This window comes from Parathalassolituus penaei, assembly GCF_026626885.1.
Classification (GTDB): domain Bacteria; phylum Pseudomonadota; class Gammaproteobacteria; order Pseudomonadales; family Oceanobacteraceae; genus Oceanobacter; species Oceanobacter penaei.
Genome location: NZ_JAPNOA010000055.1, coordinates 33,032 through 56,804 on the forward strand (window position 1 = coordinate 33,032; position 23,773 = coordinate 56,804).

A 23,773-nucleotide genomic window follows, 5' to 3' on the forward strand; every position below is an offset into this window, starting at 1 on the left:
CGGCCTATTGGCCGGCGCTCCAGCCAATCAGACGATTCGTTTCAATGGTGGCAGGGAATCCAGCAACAACTTGCCATACCGATGCGAAACCAGACGCTTATCCAGAATACTGACGCGTCCGGAATCGGTTTCCTTGCGAATCAATCGCCCGCAGGCCTGCACCAGACGAATCGACGCTGCCGGCAACGTGAGTTCCATAAACGGATTCCGGCCACGGCTTTCCAGCCATTCACTGGTCGCCGCCTGAATCGGGTCATCCGGCACTGCAAACGGAATTTTCACAATCACCACATGGGTCAGGTATTCACCCGGCAAGTCGATACCCTCAGCAAAACTGGCCAGACCAAAAATGATACTGCCCTCGCCTTTGTCGATACGTTCCTTGTGGCGGCGCACAATCTCGCTTTTGGGCAAAAAGCCCTGACACAACAACCGCTCATACCAGTTGCGGATAAAGGTTTCCCGGGTTGCTTCCAGCTGAGCCCGCGAACTGAACAGCACCAGCGTGCCTTTATCGGTATCAACATTCGCCCGCAGCCAATCTTCTACATCCTTTTGGAACTGCTCACTTTTCGGATCTGACCCCAGTTGCACCACTTCCAGTTGGCCCAGATTCGGGTAGTCAAACGGGCTCGCTACCCGATGATAACCAACCCAATCCGGCAGGCCGGTTTCCCAGGCCAGATTACCAAAGCTGTTAAGCGCCGTCAGGGTTGCCGACGTAACCACCGCACCGTAACAACGCCACCAGAGGTTACGACGCAACTGATCGGCGATCGCAATCGGTGAAGCACTCAGACGGATATCCCAGTCTTCACCAAACGGCGTGCGGGCAATCCAGCGCGCCACCGGCAATTCGCCTTCTTTTTCTTCCGCAGCCAACCAGGTTACCGCCTCCCACAGCGCTTCAGCCCGCTGCAGCATCATGCCCATTGGCGCCTGCCAGCTTTCGGCGATATCACGACTGAACTCACCTTCACCCTTGGCATCCAGCGACTGCTGCAAGGCGTCGCAGAGCTTGTCGAGCCCCTGCATCAAGGGTTGCAATGGCGCTTTGATGTTATTCAGCAGATCACGCAGGTTGTCGGGGATACGGCCAAACTCAAAACGCACCCGCTCACGATCACCCAACATATCCATCAGCAGTGGCCACAAAAGGTTCAGCCAGTTGACCAGATCACGAGCCTGCCCCGGCGCTTCCTGCATGGAGTGCATCAACGACGGCGGCATACTGGTCGCCGCCACAAACTGTTCGATGCCTTTTTCGAACTGTTTCAGCCACTGACGCTGGGCTCGCACCCCGACTTCCATACGGAAGTGGTTCAGTGCCTTGTCCGCCAGGTGATGGCCTTCGTCGAACACATAAATGGTTTTTTCGGGCGCTGGCAGCACTGCGCCACCGCCCAGGCTGAGATCCGACAACACAAGGTCGTGGTTGGCGACGATGATATCGGCGTCTTCCATGGCCTGACGGGCCTTGTAGAATGAACAATTGGAAAAATGCGGACAGCGGCGATTGGAGCACTCACGATGGGTTGCCGTCATATGGCCCCACTGGGCATCACTGATTTCTTCCGCCCAGCGATCACGGTCGCCATCCCAGCGCCCGGAGGCGTACTGGTTGAGCATCTTTTCGTATAACTCGCGATCCTGTTCTTCCGGGGTCTGTTCGAACAGGTCGATGGTCGACAGAATGCCCGACAGCTGCTCCAGCGCCTTGTCGAGTTTCATCAGACACAGATAACGGCCGCGGCCTTTGGCCAGCGCGTAATTGAATGGCAGCGAGATCGTTTTTTTCAGATTCGGCAGATCTTTATCAAGAATCTGCTCCTGCAGCGCCACCGTGGCGGTAGAAATCAGCAATTTCTTTTCGGCCGCAATGGCAATCGGCAACGACGCCAACAGATAAGCCAGGGTTTTACCAGTACCGGTCCCCGCTTCTACCACCACAATACCGGTATCGTTTTCACGCTCACCCTTGTCATTCAGACGAACGCCACCCAGCGCCTTGGCAATTTCAGCGATCATCACCCGCTGTCCATAACGCGGTTTCAGGTCCAGCGCCTTGATACATTCTCGATACAGGGCCTGGATACGCTCCCGGGATTCCTGATTCAGCATGATGAATTCTCCTGCCACATCGTATTTTCAGTCTGCTCAGTCAGCCAGCGCCTGCCAGCCGTTCTGGCTATTGACGTGGAACGGATAACCATCAACCACCACCACAATCCCCTCCGGGGTAATTTCCTGCAACTGCACTTCGCGAGTGATCCAGTCACCTTCGTGCCAGTTGCGACCATTCATACTGAGCTGCCGACTGGCTGGCTCCGGGCTATAGATATGGCTGGAAATAATCAGGTCTGGCAATTTCACCAGCGCCGACAGCGGCGGCAAGGTTCGGGTTTCAACAGCCGCCGCACCAGCAACGGATGGTTCTGTGCTGGCGACACCATTATTACGAACGTTCGGCATCGGCCTGGCTGATGGCTCGATCAGGGTTGAGCCCTCTGGCATGGCCACACCCGCGCTGGCGACGGGTCTGGTCTCAAGCTGCACCTCGGCATCCGGATCATGCACACGACCGAAATCCGACATCTGTCCGGACTGGATACGTTGCTGGATCGAAAGGTCATCTGGCACAGAACTTGAAGATAACGGTATAAATTCAGTTTTTGGTAATACCGGCGCCGGACGCGAACGCACAATCAGGGCCGGATCTACCACCGCAACCGATTTGGAGGCGGCTGGGACATTTTGTTCTGACACCACGTCCGTTGAATCAACCGATGTATCCGTCGCTGATTCGCTATTCACAACCGGCTCGACTGCTGATCCTGCATCCGCCTGATAACCAGCGGCCTGATTCAACTCCAGTGCAATATTGATATCAGCCCCGGCATCCGCAGTGCGGAAGGTTTGCCACACCGCCACCAGTAACAAGACCATTACAACAGCACCTGCCACCAGCACCAGGGTTGGTAACCCGGCAGGGGCAGCTGGCGTTTCAGGTAGCGCCACAAGCGGCGTGGTATTCGATGGCGCGCGCTCCTGCTGGGACTTTTTCAGAGCATCGAGGATGTACGACACCGTTTATTCTCCCGCCTGGGTATTGCTGCGCGCCGCCAGCGCTTTCTGCAAATACAGCAGGGTTTGTGGCCCCAGAATCTTGTCGGCACCCAACCCCTGCTCCGCCTGGAACTGACCAACCCGCAGCGCTAACAACGGGTCATAAAAATTCTCATCGATTTTGGCCAGTACATCCTGACCACCAGAGGGGCCGATCATTTGCCAGTCACCGTGCCACTCAACCCCGAGAACCGCACGAACCCAGGCAACCACCAGCGAAGTTTGCCCCGGACGCACCAGTCCCTTATAACCCTGCGGAGGTTGCCAGAGCAGCAAGGCTTTGGATGCCAATGGCTCGTCACTGGCCTGACTGAACGGCAACCAGTTACCCGCTTCGTTCTGAACAGCCACCTGATACTGGAAATCCTGCAGACGTGCGCGCGGCCAGTCGACCCACAGGCAGGCCCAGCCCTGCTTCGGTAAATCATCACAGCCGACAGCGGTTAAACCCAGAACTGGCGACAACATCAGGGCCGGATCGGTTGCATTGACATCCACCAGCACGGTTGCGGGAGCAACCTTGACAGCGTCGGCATTCGCCATTTGCGCATCCTCGGCTGCCAGATCATCTGGCGTTGATGGCTCAGGCGCGCTCTCGTGTGTGTTCTCTGGAGCGCTAGCAATGGATACAGTAGCAATGGACGCAGAGAGGGCAGGATTGATTTCTGTGGGCTTCGCTGCTTCAGCAGACTCAGCCGCAGCTTCCACAAGATCGGCACTTGCGTAATGGTCAGAGCCCGTCAAACGCGGTGCCAGCAGTACACCAATACCCACCAGCGCCAAAGCCATCACCATTCCGGATGCCACCCCTATCGCGCTACGCAGCGGATTGGTCTGGGCGTTTGGCAAATGGGTGGTGTGTAACGCCGCCTCACCCAGCACTTCCCGCAGCGCCTGCCGAGCAATCACCGGAGTAACTTCCTTGCTATTGGACGCATAGGCACCCAGCAGGGCACGATCGGCCACGCTATTGATGATACGCGGCACCCCGGCACAGCCTTTCCATATCACTTTGGCGGCGCTATCCGGGAACACCGGCTGCTCACAACCCGCGGTCGCCAGACGATGACGCAGATAATTGCGAGTTTCGACCTCAGAGAGATGACGCAGATGGTAACGAGCGGTGATGCGCTGGCTGAGCTGACGCAGTTCGTAGCGATTGAGCAGATCCCGCAATTCCGGCTGTCCGACCAACACCAGCGTCAGCAGCTTTTCCTTGTCGGTTTCCAGATTGGTCAACAAACGAATCTGCTCCAGCAACGGAATCGGCATACTCTGCGCTTCGTCGATCACACAGATCACCCGTTTACCGGCGGCATAAATATCGAGCAGTGCTTTGTTGAGCGTTGCGTAGATGTCTTTCTGACTGGCATCACGGGCGTATTCCACACCAAGTTCGTCACACAGATTCTGCAGCAGTTCGAGCGCCGACAATTGCGGATTAAAGATATAGGCCGTACAGACATCGTCGGGGGCCATCGCCAGAAAAGCGCGGCAGAGAGTGGTCTTGCCGGTCCCTACCTCACCGGTCAGGCAGATCAGACCACCGTGTCCGGTAAAGGCGTAATGCAAATGGGCCAGCGCTTCCTGATGCCCCGGTGACGGAAACAGGAATTCCGGGTCAGGGGCAATGGTAAATGGGAAACGGCTCAGGCCAAAAAAATCGAGGTACATTCGGTCAAACGCTCGGCTGCCAGCAATCTGGCCGGGCATCATAGCGGATTTTGACCACCAACGCAGTTGAGAGCAGCACTCAACAAAGCCGCATCTAGTGAGTATCGATGGGGCCCCAGATCGCCAGAAACGCATTCACTGCCCGTCCGGTAACCGCCTGAATATGCTCAAAGTCCGGCTCCGGTACATCACGCCAGAACAGCCTTTCCATCAACTCCGCATCCAGCAATGCCAGCCACTGCACCGCCATCAGATGGGTATCGCCATTACGCAACTGACCGGCATCGATTGCCTGCTGCAGATGCTGGGCAACCAGTTGCTCGCCCTTACGACGACTGCGCTCATAAAAATCCTGACCAACACCGGAACGCATCGACTCGGCAATGGCCAAACGCCGCACAGCAATAATGGAAGGAGAATAAATCAGCATGAGAAGCTGCTCACCGAAGTTGGTCAATGCTTCACGGATACTTGAATTACGCCAATCAAGTGCCTGATGTAAAAAGCAAAAGTGATCCTTGGTGCCTTCCAGCATCACTTCCAGAAACAGCTCTTCCTTGGATGGGAAATAATTGTAGAGAGTCGCCTTGGAGCCACCCACCCGCGTACAGATCTCTGCCATCGACGAACGCTCAAAACCGGACTCACGAAAAACATCCGCAGCCACATCCAGAATCAGACGTCGACGCGCCTCGCTTTTGGTTTTCATATCCACCTCATAACTGTACCAGCGAGTTCATTTTAGCTTGACGTTGATAAAGAAGACAACATAAACTAAACCGTACAGTACAGTTTTGGAGTGTCCAATGACCTGCCTCAATTCCGTTGGTCGCCTCTTTTATGCGCGCCCCGCCCGACTGGCCATCGTCATCGCCAGCCTCGGACTCGGTGCCTGCGCCAGCTTGCCGGACGATGGCGAGTTGAGCAGCCTGCCCGATGCAGGCCAGTTCCAATCCACCAGCATCAAGGGCACCTCTACCCAGTGGCCTCAGGATAACTGGTGGAAACGCTACAACGATCCACAGCTCAATCAGCTGATCGACGAAGCCTTGACCTCCGCCCCGGACATGAAAATGGCCGACGCCCAGCTGCAGTCTGCCGCCGCCGTAATCGGCCTGAACAAAGCCGCCATGGGCCCCAACGTCAGCGCCAATGCTTCGGTTACTCGTGAGAAGCAGAGTTACAACTACCTGACGCCGGAAAGCATGACGCCGAACGGCCTGCAGAATTATGGTCGCACCACCATTGATGCCAGCTGGGAGCTCGACTTCTGGGGTAAAAACCGCGCCAATCTGGCTGCGGCGACCAGCGCCATGGAAGCCACTGAAGCCGAACGTGCCGCTGCGCGCCTGACACTGTCCGCTGGCATTGCATCCTCATGGGCAGAACTGGCACATCTGTACGCCAGCCGCGACACCCTTGAGCACGCATTGGAAATTCGCAGCACGACTGCCCGCCTGATGAAAGAACGTTTTGACAACGGCCTGGAAACCCGTGGCAGCCTGCGTCGTGCCGAAGCATTACAAGCCAGCGCCCAAGGCGATGTTCTGGCCATCGACGAACAGATCGAGTTACAACGTCATGCCATCGCAGCCCTCTTGGGCGCTGGCCCTGATCGCGCTGCCAGCCTGCAACGCCCGGTGATGAGTCTGGCCGGTGATGCGGCCGTACCATCTGATCTGCCACTGAGCCTGCTGGGTCGTCGTCCGGACATCGTTGCCGCACGCCTGCAAGCCGAATCCCGTATGGACAAGGTCGCTGCCAGCAAAGCGGCGTTTTACCCGGACGTAAACCTGTCAGCCATGGTCGGCCTGCAGTCACTGGGCCTCGACAAACTGACTGACGGCGGATCAGCCATCGGCTCATTCGGCCCGGCTATTTCGCTGCCGATCTTTAACGGCGGCAGCCTGCGCAGCAATTTGCGTCAGGCCCGTGCCGGTTACGAAGAAGCGGTTGCCAGCTACCAGTCGGCGATCAGCCATGCACTGAACGAAGTAGCAGACGCCGCCACCAGCCAACGCGCGCTGCAGGGCCGCATGCAGGCCAGCCAGCAAGCACTGGAAGCCGCCGAAGAATCCTGGCGCATCAGTCGTAACCGTTATGAAGGCGGCCTCGACAGCTACCTCGACGTGTTGACCGCTGAAGACCTCGTAATACAAAACCGCCGCGCTCTGACCGACTTGCAAGCGCGTGCCATCACCCTTGACGTTGCTCTGGTTCAGGCCCTTGGTGGCGGTTACCAGCAACCTGTATCTGAATAATGTCCGGAGAATCCTGTATGACTGAAGTTGCTTCCCCATCCCGGAGCCAGAAACGTAACAAACTGCTGGTGGCACTGGGTGCCGTGGTTCTGCTGAGCGCTGGCGCGACCGCCACCTGGTGGCAGCTGCACGGCTCCCGTTATGTATCCACTGACAACGCCTACACAGCCACTGAAATCGCCACCGTCACTCCGGCCGTCTCCGGCATTGTTGCCGAAGTACTGGTGCAGGACACCCAGAGCGTCAAAGCAGGTGATGTACTGGTTCGTATCGATCAGGCTGATGCACGCCTGGCCGTAGCCCAGGCCGAAGCGGATCTGGCGCGAGTACAACGTCAGGTCGCTGCCTACTACGCCAATGACAAGACGCTGGCAGCCCAGGTAGCCGCTGCAGAAGCGGCCGAAAAAACCGCTCGCGCCCAACTGAGTGGTGCTGAGTCCGACTTCGAACGCGCCCGTATCGATCTGGAACGCCGTCAGGCGCTGGTGAAGTCCGGTTCTATTTCCGGTGACGAACTGACCCGCGCCGAAAACGCCTTTGCATCCGCTCGTGCTGCCCTGACCGCGGCCAATGCCGCTACCAGCCAGACTCTAGCCACTCGTATTGGTGCCCAGCGTTCTCGCGAAGCCAACGCCGTGCAAATCATCAACAGCACACCGGATACCCATCCGGAAGTACTGGCCGCTCAGGTACGCCTGCAACAGGCCCAGCTGGATCTGGAGCGCACTGAAATTCGCGCCGCCGTTGATGGCATCGTCGCCAATCGCAGCGTACAGCCAGGCCAGCGCATTCAGGCAGGTACCAGCCTGCTGAGTATTGTGCCGGTGCAGGACATGCATGTTGATGCCAACTTCAAGGAAGGCCAGCTCGAAGAAGTGCGCATTGGCCAGCCAGTGATCGTCACCTCCGACCTGTACGGCGACAGTGTGACCTACCACGGCGTAGTGGAAGGGCTGTCTGCGGGTTCCGGCTCCGCGTTTGCAACGATTCCGGCCCAGAACGCCACCGGCAACTGGATCAAGGTTGTGCAACGCCTGCCACTGCGCATTCGTCTCGATCAGGCCGAACTGGCAGAACATCCGCTGCGTGTTGGCCTGTCCATGGAAGTGACCATTGATACTCACGCCAAGGCTGATGGCGATAACGCGCTGACCTTGAGGTAAGCCATGGGTAATCCGTTCGATCACAAGCAACCACTCCAGCCGCTGCAAGGTGGCATGTTGTGGCTGGCTGCTCTGGTACTGGCCGCCGCCAACTTTGTGGCCGTACTCGACATGACCATCGCCAACGTATCGGTGCCTTCGATTGCCGGTGGCCTTGGCGCCACCACCAGTCAGGGCACCTGGGTGATTACCTCGTATGCGGTGGCCGAGGCCATTACCGTTCCGCTGACCGGGTGGCTTGCCAACCGTTTTGGTGCGGTACGGGTATTTACCATCTCGATGGGTGCATTTGGTCTGTTTTCGGCGCTGTGCGGCCTGGCTGACTCTCTCGGTTTGCTGGTACTGGCGCGGATTTTCCAGGGCCTGGCAGGCGGCCCACTGATGCCACTGTCGCAAACCCTGCTGCTGCGTATTTTCCCGGCCGAAAAAGCCGGGGCAGCGATCGGCTTGTGGTCAATGACAACCCTGATTGCACCGGTTCTGGGGCCAATTCTGGGTGGTTATCTGTGTGACAACTACTCATGGCCGTGGATCTTCTGGATCAACCTGCCAATTGCGGTTGCCTGTGCCTGGGCTGCCTGGCGCTTGCTCAAGCGTTATGAAGAACCCCTGCAGCGCAATCCGTTCGACCTCACCGGTCTGGTGCTGTTGATTGTGTGGGTGGGAGCGCTACAGCTGGTGCTCGACGAAGGCAAAAACCTCGACTGGTTTGCTTCGATCGAAATTATTACCCTGAGCATTGTGGCCGTGATCGGTTTTGCCGCCTTTATGATCTGGGAATTGCACGAGGATCACCCGGTAGTGGACCTGCGGGTATTCCGCCATCGTGGATTCTCGGTATCGGTGTTAACCATCAGTCTGGCGTTTGCGGCGTTTTTTGGCGCTAACGTGCTGACACCGCAGTGGCTGCAAGGTTATATGGGTTACACCCCGACCGAAGCCGGCCATACCACGGCCTGGACCGGCGTGCTGGCCATTCTGGTAGCACCGATGGCCGCCGGTATGTCGATGAAAATGGATGCCCGTAAACTGGTGTTCTTTGGGGTGATGTGGCTGGGTGCCATTACCGCATGGCGCACTATCGCCACCACCGACATGACCTACTGGGATATCGCCCTGCCGCTGCTGCTGCTGGGCGTGGGACTGCCATTTTTCTTTGTACCACTCAGTGGACTGGCATTGTCGTCGGTAGAACCTAAGGAAACCGCATCAGCCGCTGGCCTGATGAACTTCCTGCGGACGCTATCAGGTGCTTTTGCCACCTCACTGATCACCACCATGTGGGACGACAAAACCACCCAGAACCATGCTGAACTGGTAGCGATCAGCGATCCGGGCGGTGTTACTCACGCCCAGATGATCAACCAGGGCATGAGTCCGGATATGGCCAACCAGATGCTCGACCGTCTGATCACCAGTCAGAGCGTGATGCTGGCGACCAACCAGATCATGGCGATTGTGGCCGCCGCCTTCGTGATTGCCGCCATGGCGATCTGGCTGGCACCCAAACCAACCCGAAGCATCGACCCGGCCGCCAGCGGCGGACACTGATCGCCCCATTCAACACAACCGCTACAAAACGACAGCCATCTGTCTCGAAGCCCCGCCCTGCGGGGCTTCGTTCTATCTGAGCATTCCCGCCATCCATCATTGTCGTTATCCTGACGATCGACATGTTGATAACAAGGACAACGAGTGACCAGTACGCACACTCCAACCGAACTGATTCCGTTAATGCTGGCCGGTATCGCCCTGACCGGCTTCCTGTGCCAATGGCTGGCCTGGCGCGTACGTTTACCCGCCATTCTGTTCTTGCTGATCAGCGGCCTGATGCTGGGGCCGGTCAGTGGCCTGCTTGATCCTGACGCCCTGCTTGGCAACCTGCTATTCCCCCTGATTTCCCTCGCAGTGGCCATCATCCTGTTTGAAGGCAGCCTGACCCTCAACCTGCAGGAAATCCGCAACCAGCGCAACGTCGTGCGCAGCCTGATCAGTGTGGGCGCCATGGCCAGCTGGGTGGTTACCGCTCTGGTTACCCAATGGTTGTTTGAACCCGGCTGGCCGATTGCCATTCTGTTTGGCGCATTAACCGTAGTAACCGGCCCGACCGTGATTGTGCCCATGTTACGCACCGTCCGCCCCAATGCGGCGATCAGCAACATCCTGCGCTGGGAAGGCATTCTGATCGACCCGATTGGCGCCCTGCTGGTGGTTATGGTGTACGAGTACCTGCTGGCCAGCAGCACCGCCAATGGTATTGGCCAGGGCTTGCTGGCGTTTGTTGAAATCATCGGTATCGGCAGTGCCTGTGGTCTGGCCGGTGGCTGGCTGCTGGGCACCTGGTTACGCAAACAGTGGATTCCGGAATACCTCGCCAATCTGGCGGCGCTGGCCGTTGTACTGGTGACCTTCAGTCTCTCCAACTATCTGGCCCATGAGTCCGGCCTGCTGGCCATCACCCTGATGGGCATGTGGCTGGCCAACCAGCGCGACCTGCATCTGGCCGAAATCCTCAACTTCAAGGAACACCTGACGGTGGTGCTGATCAGCGGTCTGTTTGTGCTGCTGGCGGCGCGCCTGACCCTGCCGGAGTTGTTGTCACTGGGCTGGAAAGCCATTGTCCTGCTGATCGCCATGCAATTACTGGCACGGCCCTTGTCGATTTTACTGGCTTCCTGGCGCAGCAAATTGCGCTGGCAGGAAAAAGCCCTGCTGGCATGGATTGCACCACGCGGCATTGTGGCAGCTGCGGTATCAGCCCTGTTTGCCATCAAACTGGAAGAAGCCGGTGTTGAAAACGCCAGCCTGCTGGTACCCCTGACGTTTTCGGTGATTTTTGGCACAGTGATCCTGCAAAGTGCCACCGCGCGCCCGTTGGCTCGCTGGCTCGGTGTTGTCGAACCTCCACCACACGGCATTCTGATTCTGGGAGCCAACATTGTGGCGCGTGCCATTGCCCGCGAGCTACGCAAGCACAACGTTCAAGTGTTATTAGCCGACTCCAGCCACGACAATATCCGGGCCGCACGCATGGACGGCCTAACTACATTCTTTGGTAACCCGGCCTCTGACTACGCCGAAGCACGCCTCGACCTGACCGGCCTGGGCAGCCTGCTGGCCTTGTCACCGGATGCCCGCAGCAATGCGGTGGCCAGCATGTGGTTTCAGGAGGAGTTCGGAGCGCAGAAGGTGTACCGCCTGCAAACCAGCACCGAAAGCCAGCAAAGCAGCAAACATCGCCACAGCGAGGAATTCAGTGGCCAGCTACTGTTTGCCGACCACCTCACCTGGGGCAAATTCGCCAGCCTGCTGTCACAAGGCGGACAGGTACGCAGCACGCGCCTGAGCGAGGAGTTCACATTCGAGGACTATCAGAAACGCAACGGCAGCGACGCCATGTGCCTGATGTGTATTGAGCAAGATGGCAAGGTGACACCACTGGTATCCGGCTCTGGGACAACTCCCAAAGCCGGACAGATTGTGATCAGCCTGTGCAACAAGGCCATGCTGGATCGTCTGGCGGGCGAGCGCGAACGCACCGCCAGCAGCAATCAGAGCATCTGAACGGGTCGAATCACCACTGCCAACTGGCCCCGGCCTGCAGCTGCAGGTCGCGGGCAAAGCCGGTACGAAGATCATCACTGGCCAGACTCAGATTCCAGTGACGCCCATAAATGCCCAGCCCCATTTGTGCCGTGCTGTAAGCGGCCACACCTATTTCCGGCAATTCAGCCAATGGTCGCCAGCGATACTCAGCCCTCAGACGGGTGAATTCACCGTGGTGATACAGCTCAATCCGCGTGTTTAATGGCTGATAAGCCAGGTTGGCCATCAGGGTCGGACGCAAACTGGCCACAAACACCTCCTGACCGGATTTGCCCGATGCTGTAGCACTACTGGCGCACACCGTCTCGGATGGGCTGTTAAAGTTGATACAGGCATTGGTGTAACCGGAATCCTCGAAATACCAGCGATTGAGGATATCCTTCAGAGCCACATCCGCAGACCAGTTTTGGTCAATCTGCCAGCTACCGACCAGATCCAGACTCAGCCCCCAGCCTGCAGCGGGGTTTACCCCGTATTCCAGAATACGGTCCTGATCATAGTGATAATCCAGCTCTGCCGACGCGGTATCCGAAGCACCACCTTCTGCTACACCATCAAGCGAACCGAATTGCCATTGCGACACCCGATAAACCGCCAGTGCAGGTGTGATGCTCCAGTCGCGCTGACGGAATTCCCGACCAAGGCGCAACCCCTGCGCTTCCAGTGTGCGCGCTTCCAGGCTCAGACTTTCGGTATTGGCGAGATCCGTGCCCTGTTCCTGAGCCCGGTAATAACGCGACATACCTTCCGAAAACGTCAGGTCATAATGCCAGCGCCGCTCCCACTCGACATTCCAGCGCTGCTGTTCGCCAAAGCGGAAACCCGCCGCGACACGGGCATCAGCATACGCGTATGTACCCGACTGGAAGGGGCCATCCCAGCCATTCACCATATCCAGCACCGGCACCGGTTCAGAACTCGACATCAGACTGACCTGGCTGTACAGCTCGGTTGCCTGCACTGGCACCAGCGCCACACTGGCCCCGGCCAGAACAGCTGACATTGCATAAATCGACTTCAATCGTTGCACCCCTGTTAACGAACATCCGGCACGTCTTTCAGCCGGGCCAGCAGCTTAACGCCGATTAAAACCATCGCAAGCCTTGCCCGTAAGCATTTGCCAGCAGGCGGTCAGCAAACGCCGATTGCTCAGAGAATATTCAAACAGTTTTTTACACACTGAATTTAAGAAACTCTCATGAATGCAACTATTTAACTGTTACGAAACAAGGCTTAGGATGCGCCGGTTGAATTCCCGATTCGAGGTGAGCAATGCGCTCTCAAAACCCCGCACAATCATTTTGCAAGTCAGTAGGCACCCTGCTGACCGCAACGGCCCTGTCACTGGCCAGCCTGACCGTTATGGCTGCCGACAAAGCCGCTCCAGACGCTGGTGAAGCCTTCAGTTACGCATGGCTGAAAGGTTACGCCCGCCACCAGGCCACTGAAGAGTATGTGAGCCACAAAGGCGAGCTGCCAAAAGCCCTGCAAGGTCTGAGCTGGGATAATTACCAGCAGCTGCGTTACGACCATGACCACGCGCTCTGGAAAAAAGACGAATCCCTGTTCCGTGCTGAACTGTTCCACCTCGGCCTGTTCTTCGACACTCCGATTGCCATCGACCGCCTGGTAGACGGCAAGGTTCAGCCAATGAACTACAGCCCGGATCTGTTCAGCTACGGCGACTCCGGTGTTAAAGGCAAAAACTTGCCAAAAGACCTGGGCTTTGCCGGTTTCCGTATGCAGTTCCACACCGACTGGAGCCGTGACGTAGTCGCTTTCCTCGGCGCCAGCTACTTCCGCGCGGTTGGCCCGGAAATGCAATACGGCCAGTCCGCTCGTGGCTTGGCAGTCGATACAGCCATGAACCGCCCTGAAGAATTCCCGACCTTCACCCACTTCTGGCTCGAAGATCCGAAAGATGGCAGTGATGTTGCCGTGGTTTACGCCCTGCTTGATTCTCCAAGCGTAACCGGTGCCTACCGTTTTGAAATTCAGCCAGGCGAACGTCTGAAAATGCGCGTTGATGCCGCAATTTACCCACGCAAGTCGGTAGAGCGTCTGGGGGTCGCACCACTGACCAGCATGTACATGATCGGTGAAAACGATCGTCGTATCGGTTACGACTGGCGCCCTGAAATCCACGACACCGATGGTCTGGCCATGTTCACCGGTTCCGGCGAATGGATATGGCGCCCACTGACCAACCCACGCAACCTGCGTTTTAACGCCTACAGCGATGAGAACCCTCGTGGTTTTGGTCTGCTGCAACGTGACCGCAACTTCGACCACTACCAGGACGACGGCGTGTTTTATGATCGCCGCCCAAGTCTGTGGGTAGAGCCACTGGGCAACTGGGGCAAAGGCTCTGTGCAGCTGGTGGAAATCCCGACTCTGGATGAAACCTTCGACAACATCGTTGCCTTCTGGAACCCGGCCAATCCGGTAGAAGCCGGTCAGGAACTGCTGTTCAGCTACAATCTGCACTGGGGTGGCATCCCTCCTGTGGTGCCAGAACGTGCTCATGTAAAAGATACCTTCACCGGTCTGGGTGGTGTGGTTGGTCAGAAACGTCAGTACTACAGCCAACGTTTTGCCATCGACTTTGAAGGCGGCATGCTGCCAATGGTCGGCGGTAATGCCGACATCAAACCGGTAATCAGCGTTTCTTCCGGTAAGGTCGAAATCACCTCCGCGCGCCCGAATCACGCTATTCAGGGCTACCGTGCCATGTTTGACGTAATACCGGATGCCGACAGCGTAGAACCGATCAACATTCGTGTGTATCTGGAATCCAACGGCCAACCGCTGACCGAAACCTGGATGTATCAATGGACTCCACCACCAGTGGATGACCGCCAGCTGTACAATCCTGGACACCTGTAAGGTGTTCGGGTCAACACAGAGCGCCCCCGGGGCCCTCTGAATCACTCGGTGCCCACTCTGGCTTATCGGGATGATGAATCACAAAGCCGACTTGATAGCCCTCACAGCTGACTCTTGGGGGCTACGTCGAAAACCGGCGACACCCGAGTCATCGCCATCCCGAAAGGCGCGGGCTGCCGCGCATTTGAGCAGTGTTGACGAACCTGCGCGGCCCGACTTGAAATGGACTCGGCCGGACAGGTTCGTCATTTCGCTGCGTTAGTCGCCTTGCTCACACGCATTGCACCGCTCGCGCACGACTGCATGGATGCAGGAGGTAAGGCGAAGCAGGAGCCAGAGCCACTTCCAAAGTATCAAGCTAAAAACAATGCCCTGACTTATTCAGGCAATTCATTTCAGATATATAACTTCGATATAGCTCATTACTTTGTGCGCACATCAAATCCGGCTGCCGCCAGCACGTCGTGCAGATCCTGACACTTGGCTGGCACCCCAACGCGCATGGTTGGAATATCGCGGCGCAACGGATAGTCGCGACGCAGCTGATCAAAAGCTGCCTTGCGACTACTGGCGCGACGCATAGCCGTTCGCATCATGCCGTCATCTACGCGCACTTCGTATGCAGCACGAATGGCCGTGCGCAAGGCCTGATGCACAGGTACCTGATCGGTAAAGTTGACCCGCTTCACGCCAGGCTCTGGCAGGAATTGCCCCAGTTTGCGACGAATAGGCAAACCCAGGAACTCACACACGGCGCGGTAGATGATCTCGGTGCCGTTCATTTTGCCATCAAGGGAGTACCCCGCAATGTGGGGTGTGGCGATCAGACAACGCTGCATCAGTTCGAGATCCAGCTCCGGTTCGTTTTCCCAGACGTCCAGAATTGCTTCAAATTCTGACAAAGCCGCCAAATGGGATTTCAGCGCCTGGTTATCCACCACAGGGCCACGACAGGTATTGATCAGACAGGCGTCCGGCTTCATTTGCGCCAGACGCTCGGCATTGATCAGATGCCAGGTCGGGTGATCACCCTCGGTTGTCAGAGGCGTGTGCAGAGTCACGACATCCGCCGTCAACACTTCATCCAGGGTGGTGAGCTCACCCACTTCCGCTTCGGTTTTGAAGGGGTCAACCGCCAGAACTTTCACACCCATTTCTTCAAGGCGACGACGCAGACAAGCACCAACATTGCCGACACCCACAATCCCCACCACCAGATCAGCAAAGCGCTGATCACGGGCATCCACCAGCACGCTCAAGGCGCTGAGCACATAATCCACCACCGCCTGGGCGTTACACCCCGGAGCACTGGCAAATCCGATACCGGCGCGTTTCAGGTATTCCAGATCAATATGATCGGTCCCGATGGTGGCCGTCCCAACAAACTTCACCGGCGTTCCCGCCAGCAAATTTTCATCCACACGCGTCACCGAACGAACCAGCAAAACGTCAGTCTCAAGCAGGTCATCACGATTAACCGAGCGACCCGTAAATTGCCGGATCGGGCCAAATTCAGAGAAAAAAGAAGTAAGAAGGGGGATATTTTCGTCGGCTGATATTCGCACAGTATCGGGCTCTCAGAGCAAAAGATTCCGCATTTTGGCAACCTGCGCCGGGCATGACAATCATTGCAGGCTCCCCGTTACATTATGATACATTGGCGCCCGCAAAGGCCGGGGTGAGCAAACCCGGGCTTTTGAGCAAAAAACCAACAAAAACAATCAGATCGCACGACTCAAGACCACTATTTTTGCGATGAATGGCGGATATTGGTGAAAACACCAACCTGTAACCCGGTTAAGACCTTTGGCTTTATTAAAAGCAGTAGTCCTATCGGGTATACTTCCGCACCTGAATTCCAAATGGAAACCAACCATCGAAAGATTGTCGGCGTCCTCACAAGGGATGCAGGGTCGAATCTGACGATATTATGAGATGAGGATATAACCGTGTTAGAAGCTTATCGTGCTCACGTTGCCGAGCGTGCAGCGCTTGGTATTCCACCAAAGCCGCTGTCTGCCGAACAAACTGCCGCCCTGGTTGAGCTGCTGAAAAACCCACCTGCTGGCGAAGAAGAAACTCTGGTTGACCTGCTGGAAAACCGTATTCCTCCAGGTGTGGACGAAGCTGCTTACGTTAAAGCCGGCTTCCTGACCGCCGTTGTTAAAGGCGAAGCTTCCTCTCCGCTGGTTTCCAAGCAGAAAGCTGTTCAGCTGCTGGGCATGATGCAGGGCGGTTACAACATCGAAACTCTGGTTGCCCTGCTGGACGACGCTGAGCTGGCCGAACTGGCTGGCGAAGAACTGAAAAATACCCTGCTGATGTTCGATTCTTTCAACGACGTGAAAGAAAAGATGGAAGCTGGCAACGCAGTCGCCAAAGCCGTTATGGAATCCTGGGCTAACGCCGAATGGTTCCTGAAGCGCAACAAGGTAGCTGACAGCATCAAGATGACCGTATTCAAGGTCACTGGTGAAACCAACACTGACGACCTGTCTCCAGCTCCGGATGCATGGTCCCGTCCAGACATCCCGCTGCACGCCCGTGCCGCTTACAAGATGACCCGTGACGGTCTGACTCCTGAAGAACACGGCGTGACTGGCCCAATGGCCCAGATCGAAGCCATCAAGGCCAAAGGCCTGCCCGTTGCTTTCGTAGGTGACGTGGTTGGTACCGGCTCTTCCCGTAAGTCTGCCACCAACTCCGTACTGTGGTTCTTCGGTGACGACATCCCTGGTGTGCCTAACAAGCGCGGCGGCGGTGTATGTATCGGTTCCAAAGTCGCTCCGATCTTCTTTAACACCATGGAAGACGCTGGCGCTCTGGTATTCGAAGCACCAGTAGAAAAAATGAACATGGGCGACGTGATTGAAATCCGTCCATACGAAGGCAAAATCCTGAACGAAGCCGGTGAAGTAATCTCCGAATTCGGCTTCAAGTCCGATGTAATTCTGGACGAAGTACAGGCTGGCGGTCGTATCCCTCTGATCATCGGTCGTGGTCTGACCACCAAGGCTCGCGCTGCTCTGGGCATGGGCGCCACCGACATCTTCCGTCTGCCACAGGATCCAGCCGACACCGGCAAGGGCTTCACCCTGGCTCAGAAGATGGTAGGCAAGGCGTGCGGTCTGTCTGAAGGTCAGGGCATCCGTCCAGGCACCTACTGTGAACCGAAGATGACCACCGTTGGTTCTCAGGACACCACTGGTCCAATGACCCGTGACGAACTGAAAGACCTGGCGTGTCTGGGCTTCTCTGCTGATCTGGTAATGCAGTCCTTCTGTCACACTGCTGCTTATCCAAAGCCAGTTGACGTTGCCATGCAGCACTCTCTGCCTGACTTCATCATGACCCGTGGTGGTGTATCCCTGCGTCCAGGCGACGGTATCATCCACTCCTGGCTGAACCGTATGCTGCTGCCAGATACTGTTGGTACCGGTGGTGACTCTCACACCCGTTTCCCAATGGGTATCTCCTTCCCAGCCGGTTCCGGTCTGGTTGCATTCGCTGCTGCTACCGGCGTTATGCCTCTGGACATGCCAGAGTCTGTACTGGTTCGCTTCAGCGGTACCATGCAGCCTGGTATCACCCTGCGCGACCTGGTTCATGCCATCCCTCTGTACGGTATCAAGCAAGGCCTGCTGACCGTTGAGAAGAAAGGCAAGATCAACGAATTCTCCGGTCGTATCCTGGAGATCGAAGGTCTGGAGCAACTGACTGTAGAACAAGCGTTCGAACTGTCTGACGCTTCTGCTGAGCGTTCCGCTGCTGGCTGTACTGTAACCCTGTCTGAAGAGTCAGTGGCTGAGTACCTGAAGTCCAACATCGTAATGCTGCGCTGGATGATTGCTGAAGGTTACGGCGATCCACGTACTCTGGAACGTCGCGCCAAGGCGATGGAAGAGTGGCTGGCCAACCCAGCACTGATGCGTGCAGACGCTGACGCTGAATACGCTCACGTGATCGAAATCAACCTGGACGAGATCAAAGAGCCAATCGTTTGCTGCCCTAACGACCCGGACGATGCCAAGACCCTGTCTGACGTTGCTGGCGTTAAAGTAGACGAAGTATTCGTTGGTTCTTGCATGACCAACATCGGTCACTTCCGTGCTGCTGGTAAACTGCTGTCCCAGCACAAAGGTGGTCTGTCTACCCGTTTCTGGATGTCTCCTCCAACCAAGATGGACGAGGCTCAGCTGATGGAAGAAGGTTACTTCAATATCTACGGCACTTCCGGTGTTCGCACCGAGATGCCAGGCTGCTCCCTGTGCATGGGTAACCAGGCACGTGTTCAGGCCGGTACTACCGTTCTGTCCACCTCTACCCGTAACTTCCCGAACCGTCTGGGCGATGGTGCCAACGTGTACCTGACCTCTGCGGAACTGGCTTCTGTAGGCGCCATCCTGGGCAAACTGCCAACTACCGCAGAATACATGGAATACGCCAACAAGCTGGACAGCATGTCTGCTGACGTTTACAAGTACCTGAACTTCGACAAGATGGATCAGTACACCAAGAAAGCAGCTACTGCCCTGATCGCTTCTGACAAGTAATGGCTGAGGCCTCCCTCCCCGGAGGCCAACACCACTTGCCAACAAGCATAAAAAAACCGGCCAAGGCCGGTTTTTTTATGTCTGGAATTCAGAGGCCCTGACAATACTCAGTTGCCGCCGCGCACCACGTACACGACCTTGTATTCCGACTTGCCCACCAGACTTTCAGCCCCGGCGGTGAAATCGAGTACCCGCACCTGACCCGCATCAGAAAAAGACGATGTTGACGACCAGAAACCGGTAGCCGAGTAGGTCAACGGAAACAACGAGGCATTGATGGATGGTGTAGCACACGCGCGCTCGACCAGACTCCGCAACTCGTTAATGTTTGGCAAACGCCAATCAGAATAACCGGCAAAGCTCAACGCTTCGGCATCCTCCAGCGCCGATTCCCAATTACCGTATGACGCATCACCGGTACAAGCAGAACCACTCCAGGTCTGACCGAGTGGACACTGGCGCCAGGTCAAGCCGGTCACTTTGCTGGTAACCGAACCGTTACCATTATCGGTAAACGAGCTGGTCGGATTGATCAGCGTTACCCCATCCAGACATGACTGGGTCATGGTGTCAGCGGCATTCGCCAGCATCGGCCATACAAGTGCCAGCATCAGCAAGGATTTGCCCATCATTCCTGTTCTCCCGCTACCAGACGCACCGGACGCGCAACACTTTTCGCTTCGGTTGCTGCCGTCCCTGTATTAAAACTCACCGACCAGGCCGACCAGGCACCGGATGCTCCCGTCTCACGGGTCCAGTAACTCTTGTTGTAGACGGTATTCGGGAAGTAATCGTCGTCGATGGATGGCGCTTCGGCCCCATGATTCACAATCCCGCTCAACTCGCGTGTGGTTGGCAAGCGCCAGCTGGTCAATCCACACAACTCCTGTTCGTTCACGTAACTGACGTAGTTTGCGGTCTGACAAATAACATCCGTACCAATGGAACAACTGCCAGCATCGGCTGATTTTGACGCCGCCGATGTACCGGAGTTACCGCCATTGATTGAGGTATCCGTGCTGTACCAGGTAAAGGTGGAGGCAGCGCTGTAAGCACTGCTGGACGATGCAGACTTTACTTCCCAGACCAGACCGGTGTGCACATCAAACACACAACTCCAGTCGTCAGCGGTTGCATCAAGAATCGTGCCATCAGCATCCATCTTGATGAAATCAAAGCCAGCCGCACCGGCACCACTCTTGGCCAGATTTCCTGCAAGGGCACTGGCATCACGACCATAATCACCGTCCTGGCCGGAATAACCACTCTCAGGGCAATCATTACCCCCCGCAGACAGGTTGGAGCAGGTATCCAGACCAGTGTCATTCAGAAGTCCGGTCGCACCGATGGTAACCGTCACCACACTGGTGGCATGCACCTCACTGCTGGCATCACTCTCGTCCGAGTCACGCACCGCCGTTACTGCAAAGTAATAGGTAGTAATGGAGTCAGGTGATGCCAGCACATACTCATTATCGGCAACCCCCGTCACCATATGCCCTGCAACCAGACTGGCGTAGTTATCAACATCAACCGGACTGCCAAAACTCTCAGCGGCGTAATAGACGTTGTAACTGTCGGCACCGGTGACGGCATCCCAACTCAAAGTGAATCCTGCCAGGCTGGTGGTCACCGCCAGATTAGCCGGCGCAGCCATTTCCGGGTAAACCCTGACGTTAACCGTATCAGCATCGGTTGCACCGCCGTCGTCGGTGACCACCAGAGCAAATACCAGCGTTTCCTGCGAGGTAACCGTTGGCGCAGCAAACACAAGCGTTGAGGATGTCTTATCAGTCAGAGTAACCGAGGTGCCACTCACTTGCTGCCAGGCATACGACAACACTACTCCATCGTAATCACTGCCTGAACCGGTAAGGGTAACGGTATCTCCGGAGGTGGCCACCTGGTCAGAACCGGCATTGGCGACCGGCTTGACGTTGGATGCCGAGTCTTCGGAAATATAAAGCGTGATGTTCACGGTATCAGTATCGGTAGCACCGTTGTTATCGGTAACCGTCAGAGCAAACACCAGCACTTCGGACGCTGTCACATCCGGCAGCACAACCGTCGTGGTTGCAGCCGTGGCGTTATTAATCACCGCAGCCGTACCATCCAGCTGCTGCCACTCGTAACTGACGATGGTGCCATCCGAATCAAGCCCACTCCCCGGCAAATACAGAGTGGTACCCGCCACCGCCGACTGGTCCCGCCCAGCATTGGCCACAGGGGCCACATTGGTACTGGAACTGGTATCGTCATCATCTGTCGAGTCATCGGTTCCGGTATCAGTCCCCGAATCAGAACCAGAACTCACTGGCGTTGCCGAACTGGTGCCGCCACACCCCGACAATACCAGCGCCACCACCAACCATGGCCACAACCGTTTCCCCGCAATCTGCATATAAAGGTCTCTCCGTATTCCGGTTATCAGCGCATATCACGCACAAGCAACAGATAACTGGTGTCGTACAAGGCATCTCGTACCCGGCCACTATAAAAATCCAGCACCTGAATAACCGGTGCACCATCCACATCCCTGGCACTGCTGCTCAGGTAATGGTTATTACGAATATCAGGAAAATAGGCAAGGTCAGCGGCAGGCCCCACGCAGGACCACTCAACCAGACTCTGCAACTCATTGATATTCGGAACACGCCAACCCTGATAACCCGCCAGCGTCAAGTCAGTGACCGCCAGCAGTGCACCGGTAAGGTCCACCGCCACAGGCGACCCCGAGCAAACGCCAGATTTCCAGGTCTGGCCATAACTGCACGCCGACCACAACAGACCGGTTTGCAGGTCATAAATACTGCCGTCTTTCTGACTGCGAAAGCGTTCACTACCCGTGGTCTTCACGAGGGTACTGCTACAGGTTTGTGCCATTACCGGCTGCACAACCAGCGCCGCCAAGACGATCAACCACCCTGCGCATGCCGTTTTCATTGGCTGCCTCCATCACTGACCATCATGACCTGACGCGGCAACTCCTTGCTGTACGGAGTATCGGGACGCCCATCCAGACTCACAATCCAGGCCTGGGTTGCATCCCCTGCCCAGCTATCGGCACTCCAGTACCAGGCATGTGTGTCGTACAGACACGCATCGTCTTCATCACACAAGCCCCCCACATCACTGACACCCCGCAATTCTGCCACCGTTGGCAACCGCCAGTCGGTTCGACCACACAAGGCAAGACCATCCAGATAGTTGTTGTAGGATGCCGTATTACACACATCACCACTGCATTCCGAGCCGTAATACAGACCCGCCTGACCACCATTCGTGGTTGCCACTGCGCTGTACCAGCTGAAGCGATTACCGTCTGTGCGGACAATATCGTCAGCGTTTTTGAGCTCCCAGATCAGCCCGCTGTGATTGTCCTTCAGGCAATGCGCAGCACTTCTGTCGGTCACGGCATTGCCGTCCTCATCCAGCAGCGTGAAATCCATGGCCGCCACACCAGAGCCGGTTTTTGACAGAGTTCCCGCCAAGGCTCCAGCAGTACGACCGTATTGGGCATCCTGACCACTCAATCCGTCGGCCGGACAGTCAGTCCACTCACCATCCGTGCCGATACAGGTTTCGAGCGTTGTATCCTGAAGCGCTTGAGTAAACGGAAAGGTCTGGCCAATCAGACGGGTAATCTCGGTTGAAGCAACACTTTCGGTGCGCGTCCCACAAACAGCTGCCGAGCAAACCGCCGTCACCACAAAATAGTATCGGGTACCGGTTTCAAGACCCGTCAGTTGATAGGGAGTAGCAGGCGCGGAGGTGATATCAGGAAACAGATAACCATCGGTTAGCGTTGCATAGGAGGATAAACTGCTGAGCGAGGCAAACGACTCCGTCGCCATATAGAGGTTGTAGGTCGACGCATGATCCACGGCATCCCAATTGGTCACTGCATTGGTGCCGACATTACGCATCCAGAAATTGACCGGTGCTGCGACACCAGCGGCTACCGACATCGATACACTGGTAGAACCTGTTGCACCATCGTTATCGGTCACCACCACATTAAATACCAGACTCTGGGCCGACACCCCCACAGGTGCAACGAAGGTTGGCGCCGCAATCGTTGCCGACGACAACTCAACACTGGTTCCAGATATCTGGGTCCACTGATAGCTGCTGATCGTCCCATCGACGTCCAGTGCTGAAGCCGTCAGGCGAATCGTCGCTCCGGCCGTGAGTGGTGACGTCGCCGACACCGAAATGGATACACTGGGTTTCTCATTGGATGTTGTCCCTGCTCCTCCACAGCCGGCCAGAGCAATCGCAACCACTCCTGGCAGCCACCACGGGCAATCCAGCGTCATGTTATCCCCTTGCTAATGAATCAATTCCGATGCCGTCGCATCATGTGTTATTTATCATGATAAGAAAAACAGTTGCAAATGACCCCTGTCTTTCGAGATTTTTCACCCTGCTGACAAACACCCTCAAAAACCGATGCTGGAATCACAGACAGACCAGAACATTGTCAATCAATATTCTTTTACCT

The 23,773-nt window shown here is 56.4% G+C and carries 16 protein-coding genes; 6 read left to right on the top strand and 10 right to left on the bottom strand.

What is annotated here, in order from left to right; all coding sequences use genetic code 11:
• Positions 1-27: 27 nt before the first annotated feature.
• The 4 genes from dinG to OUO13_RS14670 all read right to left on the bottom strand — a co-directional run bounded on the left by dinG (position 28) and on the right by OUO13_RS14670 (position 5,509).
• Positions 28-2,121: an ATP-dependent DNA helicase DinG gene (dinG, locus tag OUO13_RS14655; protein ID WP_283174644.1), complete on the bottom strand. Its 2,094-nt coding sequence runs from the start codon at positions 2,119-2,121 to the stop codon at positions 28-30.
• A 36-nt stretch (positions 2,122-2,157) separates the two neighbouring features.
• Positions 2,158-3,087, bottom strand: a complete 930-nt coding sequence (locus OUO13_RS14660; RefSeq protein ID WP_283174645.1) for a general secretion pathway protein GspB — start codon at positions 3,085-3,087, stop codon at positions 2,158-2,160.
• 3 nt (positions 3,088-3,090) lie between these two features.
• Complete coding sequence (locus OUO13_RS14665; protein WP_283174646.1) at positions 3,091-4,800, bottom strand: ExeA family protein; 1,710 nt, start codon at positions 4,798-4,800, stop codon at positions 3,091-3,093.
• A 94-nt stretch (positions 4,801-4,894) separates the two neighbouring features.
• Positions 4,895-5,509, bottom strand: a complete 615-nt coding sequence (locus OUO13_RS14670; protein ID WP_283174647.1) for a TetR/AcrR family transcriptional regulator — start codon at positions 5,507-5,509, stop codon at positions 4,895-4,897.
• Between the two features lie 97 nt (positions 5,510-5,606).
• On the opposite strand from OUO13_RS14670, the gene OUO13_RS14675 reads away from it, so the two are divergent.
• The 4 genes from OUO13_RS14675 (at position 5,607) to OUO13_RS14690 (ending at position 11,788) form a co-directional block, all read left to right on the top strand.
• The gene (locus OUO13_RS14675; RefSeq protein WP_283174648.1) at positions 5,607-7,061 is read left to right on the top strand and encodes an efflux transporter outer membrane subunit; all 1,455 of its coding nucleotides are present in this window, start codon (positions 5,607-5,609) and stop codon (positions 7,059-7,061) included.
• A gap of 17 nt (positions 7,062-7,078) precedes the next feature.
• Entirely contained in the window at positions 7,079-8,224 is a 1,146-nt protein-coding gene (locus OUO13_RS14680) for an HlyD family secretion protein (protein ID WP_283174649.1), read from the top strand.
• 3 nt (positions 8,225-8,227) lie between these two features.
• Positions 8,228-9,775 (top strand): DHA2 family efflux MFS transporter permease subunit, encoded by a 1,548-nt coding sequence (locus OUO13_RS14685; protein WP_283174650.1) that lies wholly within the window; start codon positions 8,228-8,230, stop codon positions 9,773-9,775.
• A gap of 144 nt (positions 9,776-9,919) precedes the next feature.
• The gene (locus OUO13_RS14690; protein WP_283174651.1) at positions 9,920-11,788 is read left to right on the top strand and encodes a cation:proton antiporter; all 1,869 of its coding nucleotides are present in this window, start codon (positions 9,920-9,922) and stop codon (positions 11,786-11,788) included.
• A gap of 10 nt (positions 11,789-11,798) precedes the next feature.
• Here OUO13_RS14690 and OUO13_RS14695 read toward each other — a convergent pair whose 3' ends face one another.
• The gene (locus OUO13_RS14695) at positions 11,799-12,833 is read right to left on the bottom strand and encodes a hypothetical protein (protein ID WP_283174652.1); all 1,035 of its coding nucleotides are present in this window, start codon (positions 12,831-12,833) and stop codon (positions 11,799-11,801) included.
• A 269-nt stretch (positions 12,834-13,102) separates the two neighbouring features.
• Here OUO13_RS14695 and OUO13_RS14700 point away from each other — a divergent pair, with 269 nt between their 5' ends.
• Positions 13,103-14,716 carry an OpgD/OpgG family glucan biosynthesis protein gene (locus OUO13_RS14700; protein WP_283174653.1) on the top strand — a complete coding sequence of 538 codons (1,614 nt, stop codon included), beginning with the start codon at positions 13,103-13,105 and terminating at the stop codon, positions 14,714-14,716.
• A 422-nt stretch (positions 14,717-15,138) separates the two neighbouring features.
• On the opposite strand, the gene pdxB is transcribed toward OUO13_RS14700, so the two are convergent.
• Positions 15,139-16,281 carry a 4-phosphoerythronate dehydrogenase PdxB gene (gene pdxB, locus OUO13_RS14705; protein ID WP_283174654.1) on the bottom strand — a complete coding sequence of 381 codons (1,143 nt, stop codon included), beginning with the start codon at positions 16,279-16,281 and terminating at the stop codon, positions 15,139-15,141.
• A 384-nt stretch (positions 16,282-16,665) separates the two neighbouring features.
• Between pdxB and acnB the strand changes: the two genes are divergently transcribed.
• The gene (gene acnB, locus OUO13_RS14710; RefSeq protein ID WP_283174655.1) at positions 16,666-19,269 is read left to right on the top strand and encodes a bifunctional aconitate hydratase 2/2-methylisocitrate dehydratase; all 2,604 of its coding nucleotides are present in this window, start codon (positions 16,666-16,668) and stop codon (positions 19,267-19,269) included.
• A 107-nt stretch (positions 19,270-19,376) separates the two neighbouring features.
• On the opposite strand, the gene OUO13_RS14715 is transcribed toward acnB, so the two are convergent.
• Genes OUO13_RS14715 through OUO13_RS14730 form a run of 4 tightly spaced genes read right to left on the bottom strand, consistent with a single transcriptional unit; the run spans position 19,377 to position 23,588 of the window.
• Positions 19,377-19,901, bottom strand: coding sequence for an Lcl C-terminal domain-containing protein (locus OUO13_RS14715; RefSeq protein WP_283174656.1), 525 nt, complete (start codon positions 19,899-19,901; stop codon positions 19,377-19,379).
• Positions 19,898-21,670, bottom strand: a complete 1,773-nt coding sequence (locus OUO13_RS14720; protein ID WP_283174657.1) for an Lcl C-terminal domain-containing protein — start codon at positions 21,668-21,670, stop codon at positions 19,898-19,900. Before OUO13_RS14720 ends, OUO13_RS14715 begins: the two co-directional genes overlap by 4 nt.
• A gap of 26 nt (positions 21,671-21,696) precedes the next feature.
• Entirely contained in the window at positions 21,697-22,212 is a 516-nt protein-coding gene (locus OUO13_RS14725; protein WP_283174658.1) for an Lcl C-terminal domain-containing protein, read from the bottom strand.
• Positions 22,209-23,588: a PKD domain-containing protein gene (locus OUO13_RS14730; protein ID WP_283174659.1), complete on the bottom strand. Its 1,380-nt coding sequence runs from the start codon at positions 23,586-23,588 to the stop codon at positions 22,209-22,211. The genes OUO13_RS14725 and OUO13_RS14730 overlap by 4 nt, the downstream gene beginning before the upstream one ends.
• Between the last annotated feature and the right edge of the window lie 185 nt (positions 23,589-23,773).

Coding starts and splice junctions, on each gene's coding strand:
- OUO13_RS14665 (WP_283174646.1), bottom strand. CDS start 4,800: ATGTACCTCGATTTTTTTGGCCTGAGCCGTTTCCCATTTACCATTGCC.
- OUO13_RS14695 (WP_283174652.1), bottom strand. CDS start 12,833: ATGTCAGCTGTTCTGGCCGGGGCCAGTGTGGCGCTGGTGCCAGTGCAG.
- OUO13_RS14685 (WP_283174650.1), top strand. CDS start 8,228: ATGGGTAATCCGTTCGATCACAAGCAACCACTCCAGCCGCTGCAAGGT.
- OUO13_RS14730 (WP_283174659.1), bottom strand. CDS start 23,588: ATGACGCTGGATTGCCCGTGGTGGCTGCCAGGAGTGGTTGCGATTGCT.
- OUO13_RS14715 (WP_283174656.1), bottom strand. CDS start 19,901: ATGATGGGCAAATCCTTGCTGATGCTGGCACTTGTATGGCCGATGCTG.
- OUO13_RS14720 (WP_283174657.1), bottom strand. CDS start 21,670: ATGCAGATTGCGGGGAAACGGTTGTGGCCATGGTTGGTGGTGGCGCTG.
- OUO13_RS14675 (WP_283174648.1), top strand. CDS start 5,607: ATGACCTGCCTCAATTCCGTTGGTCGCCTCTTTTATGCGCGCCCCGCC.
- OUO13_RS14725 (WP_283174658.1), bottom strand. CDS start 22,212: ATGAAAACGGCATGCGCAGGGTGGTTGATCGTCTTGGCGGCGCTGGTT.
- dinG (WP_283174644.1), bottom strand. CDS start 2,121: ATGCTGAATCAGGAATCCCGGGAGCGTATCCAGGCCCTGTATCGAGAA.
- OUO13_RS14700 (WP_283174653.1), top strand. CDS start 13,103: ATGCGCTCTCAAAACCCCGCACAATCATTTTGCAAGTCAGTAGGCACC.
- OUO13_RS14680 (WP_283174649.1), top strand. CDS start 7,079: ATGACTGAAGTTGCTTCCCCATCCCGGAGCCAGAAACGTAACAAACTG.
- OUO13_RS14670 (WP_283174647.1), bottom strand. CDS start 5,509: ATGAAAACCAAAAGCGAGGCGCGTCGACGTCTGATTCTGGATGTGGCT.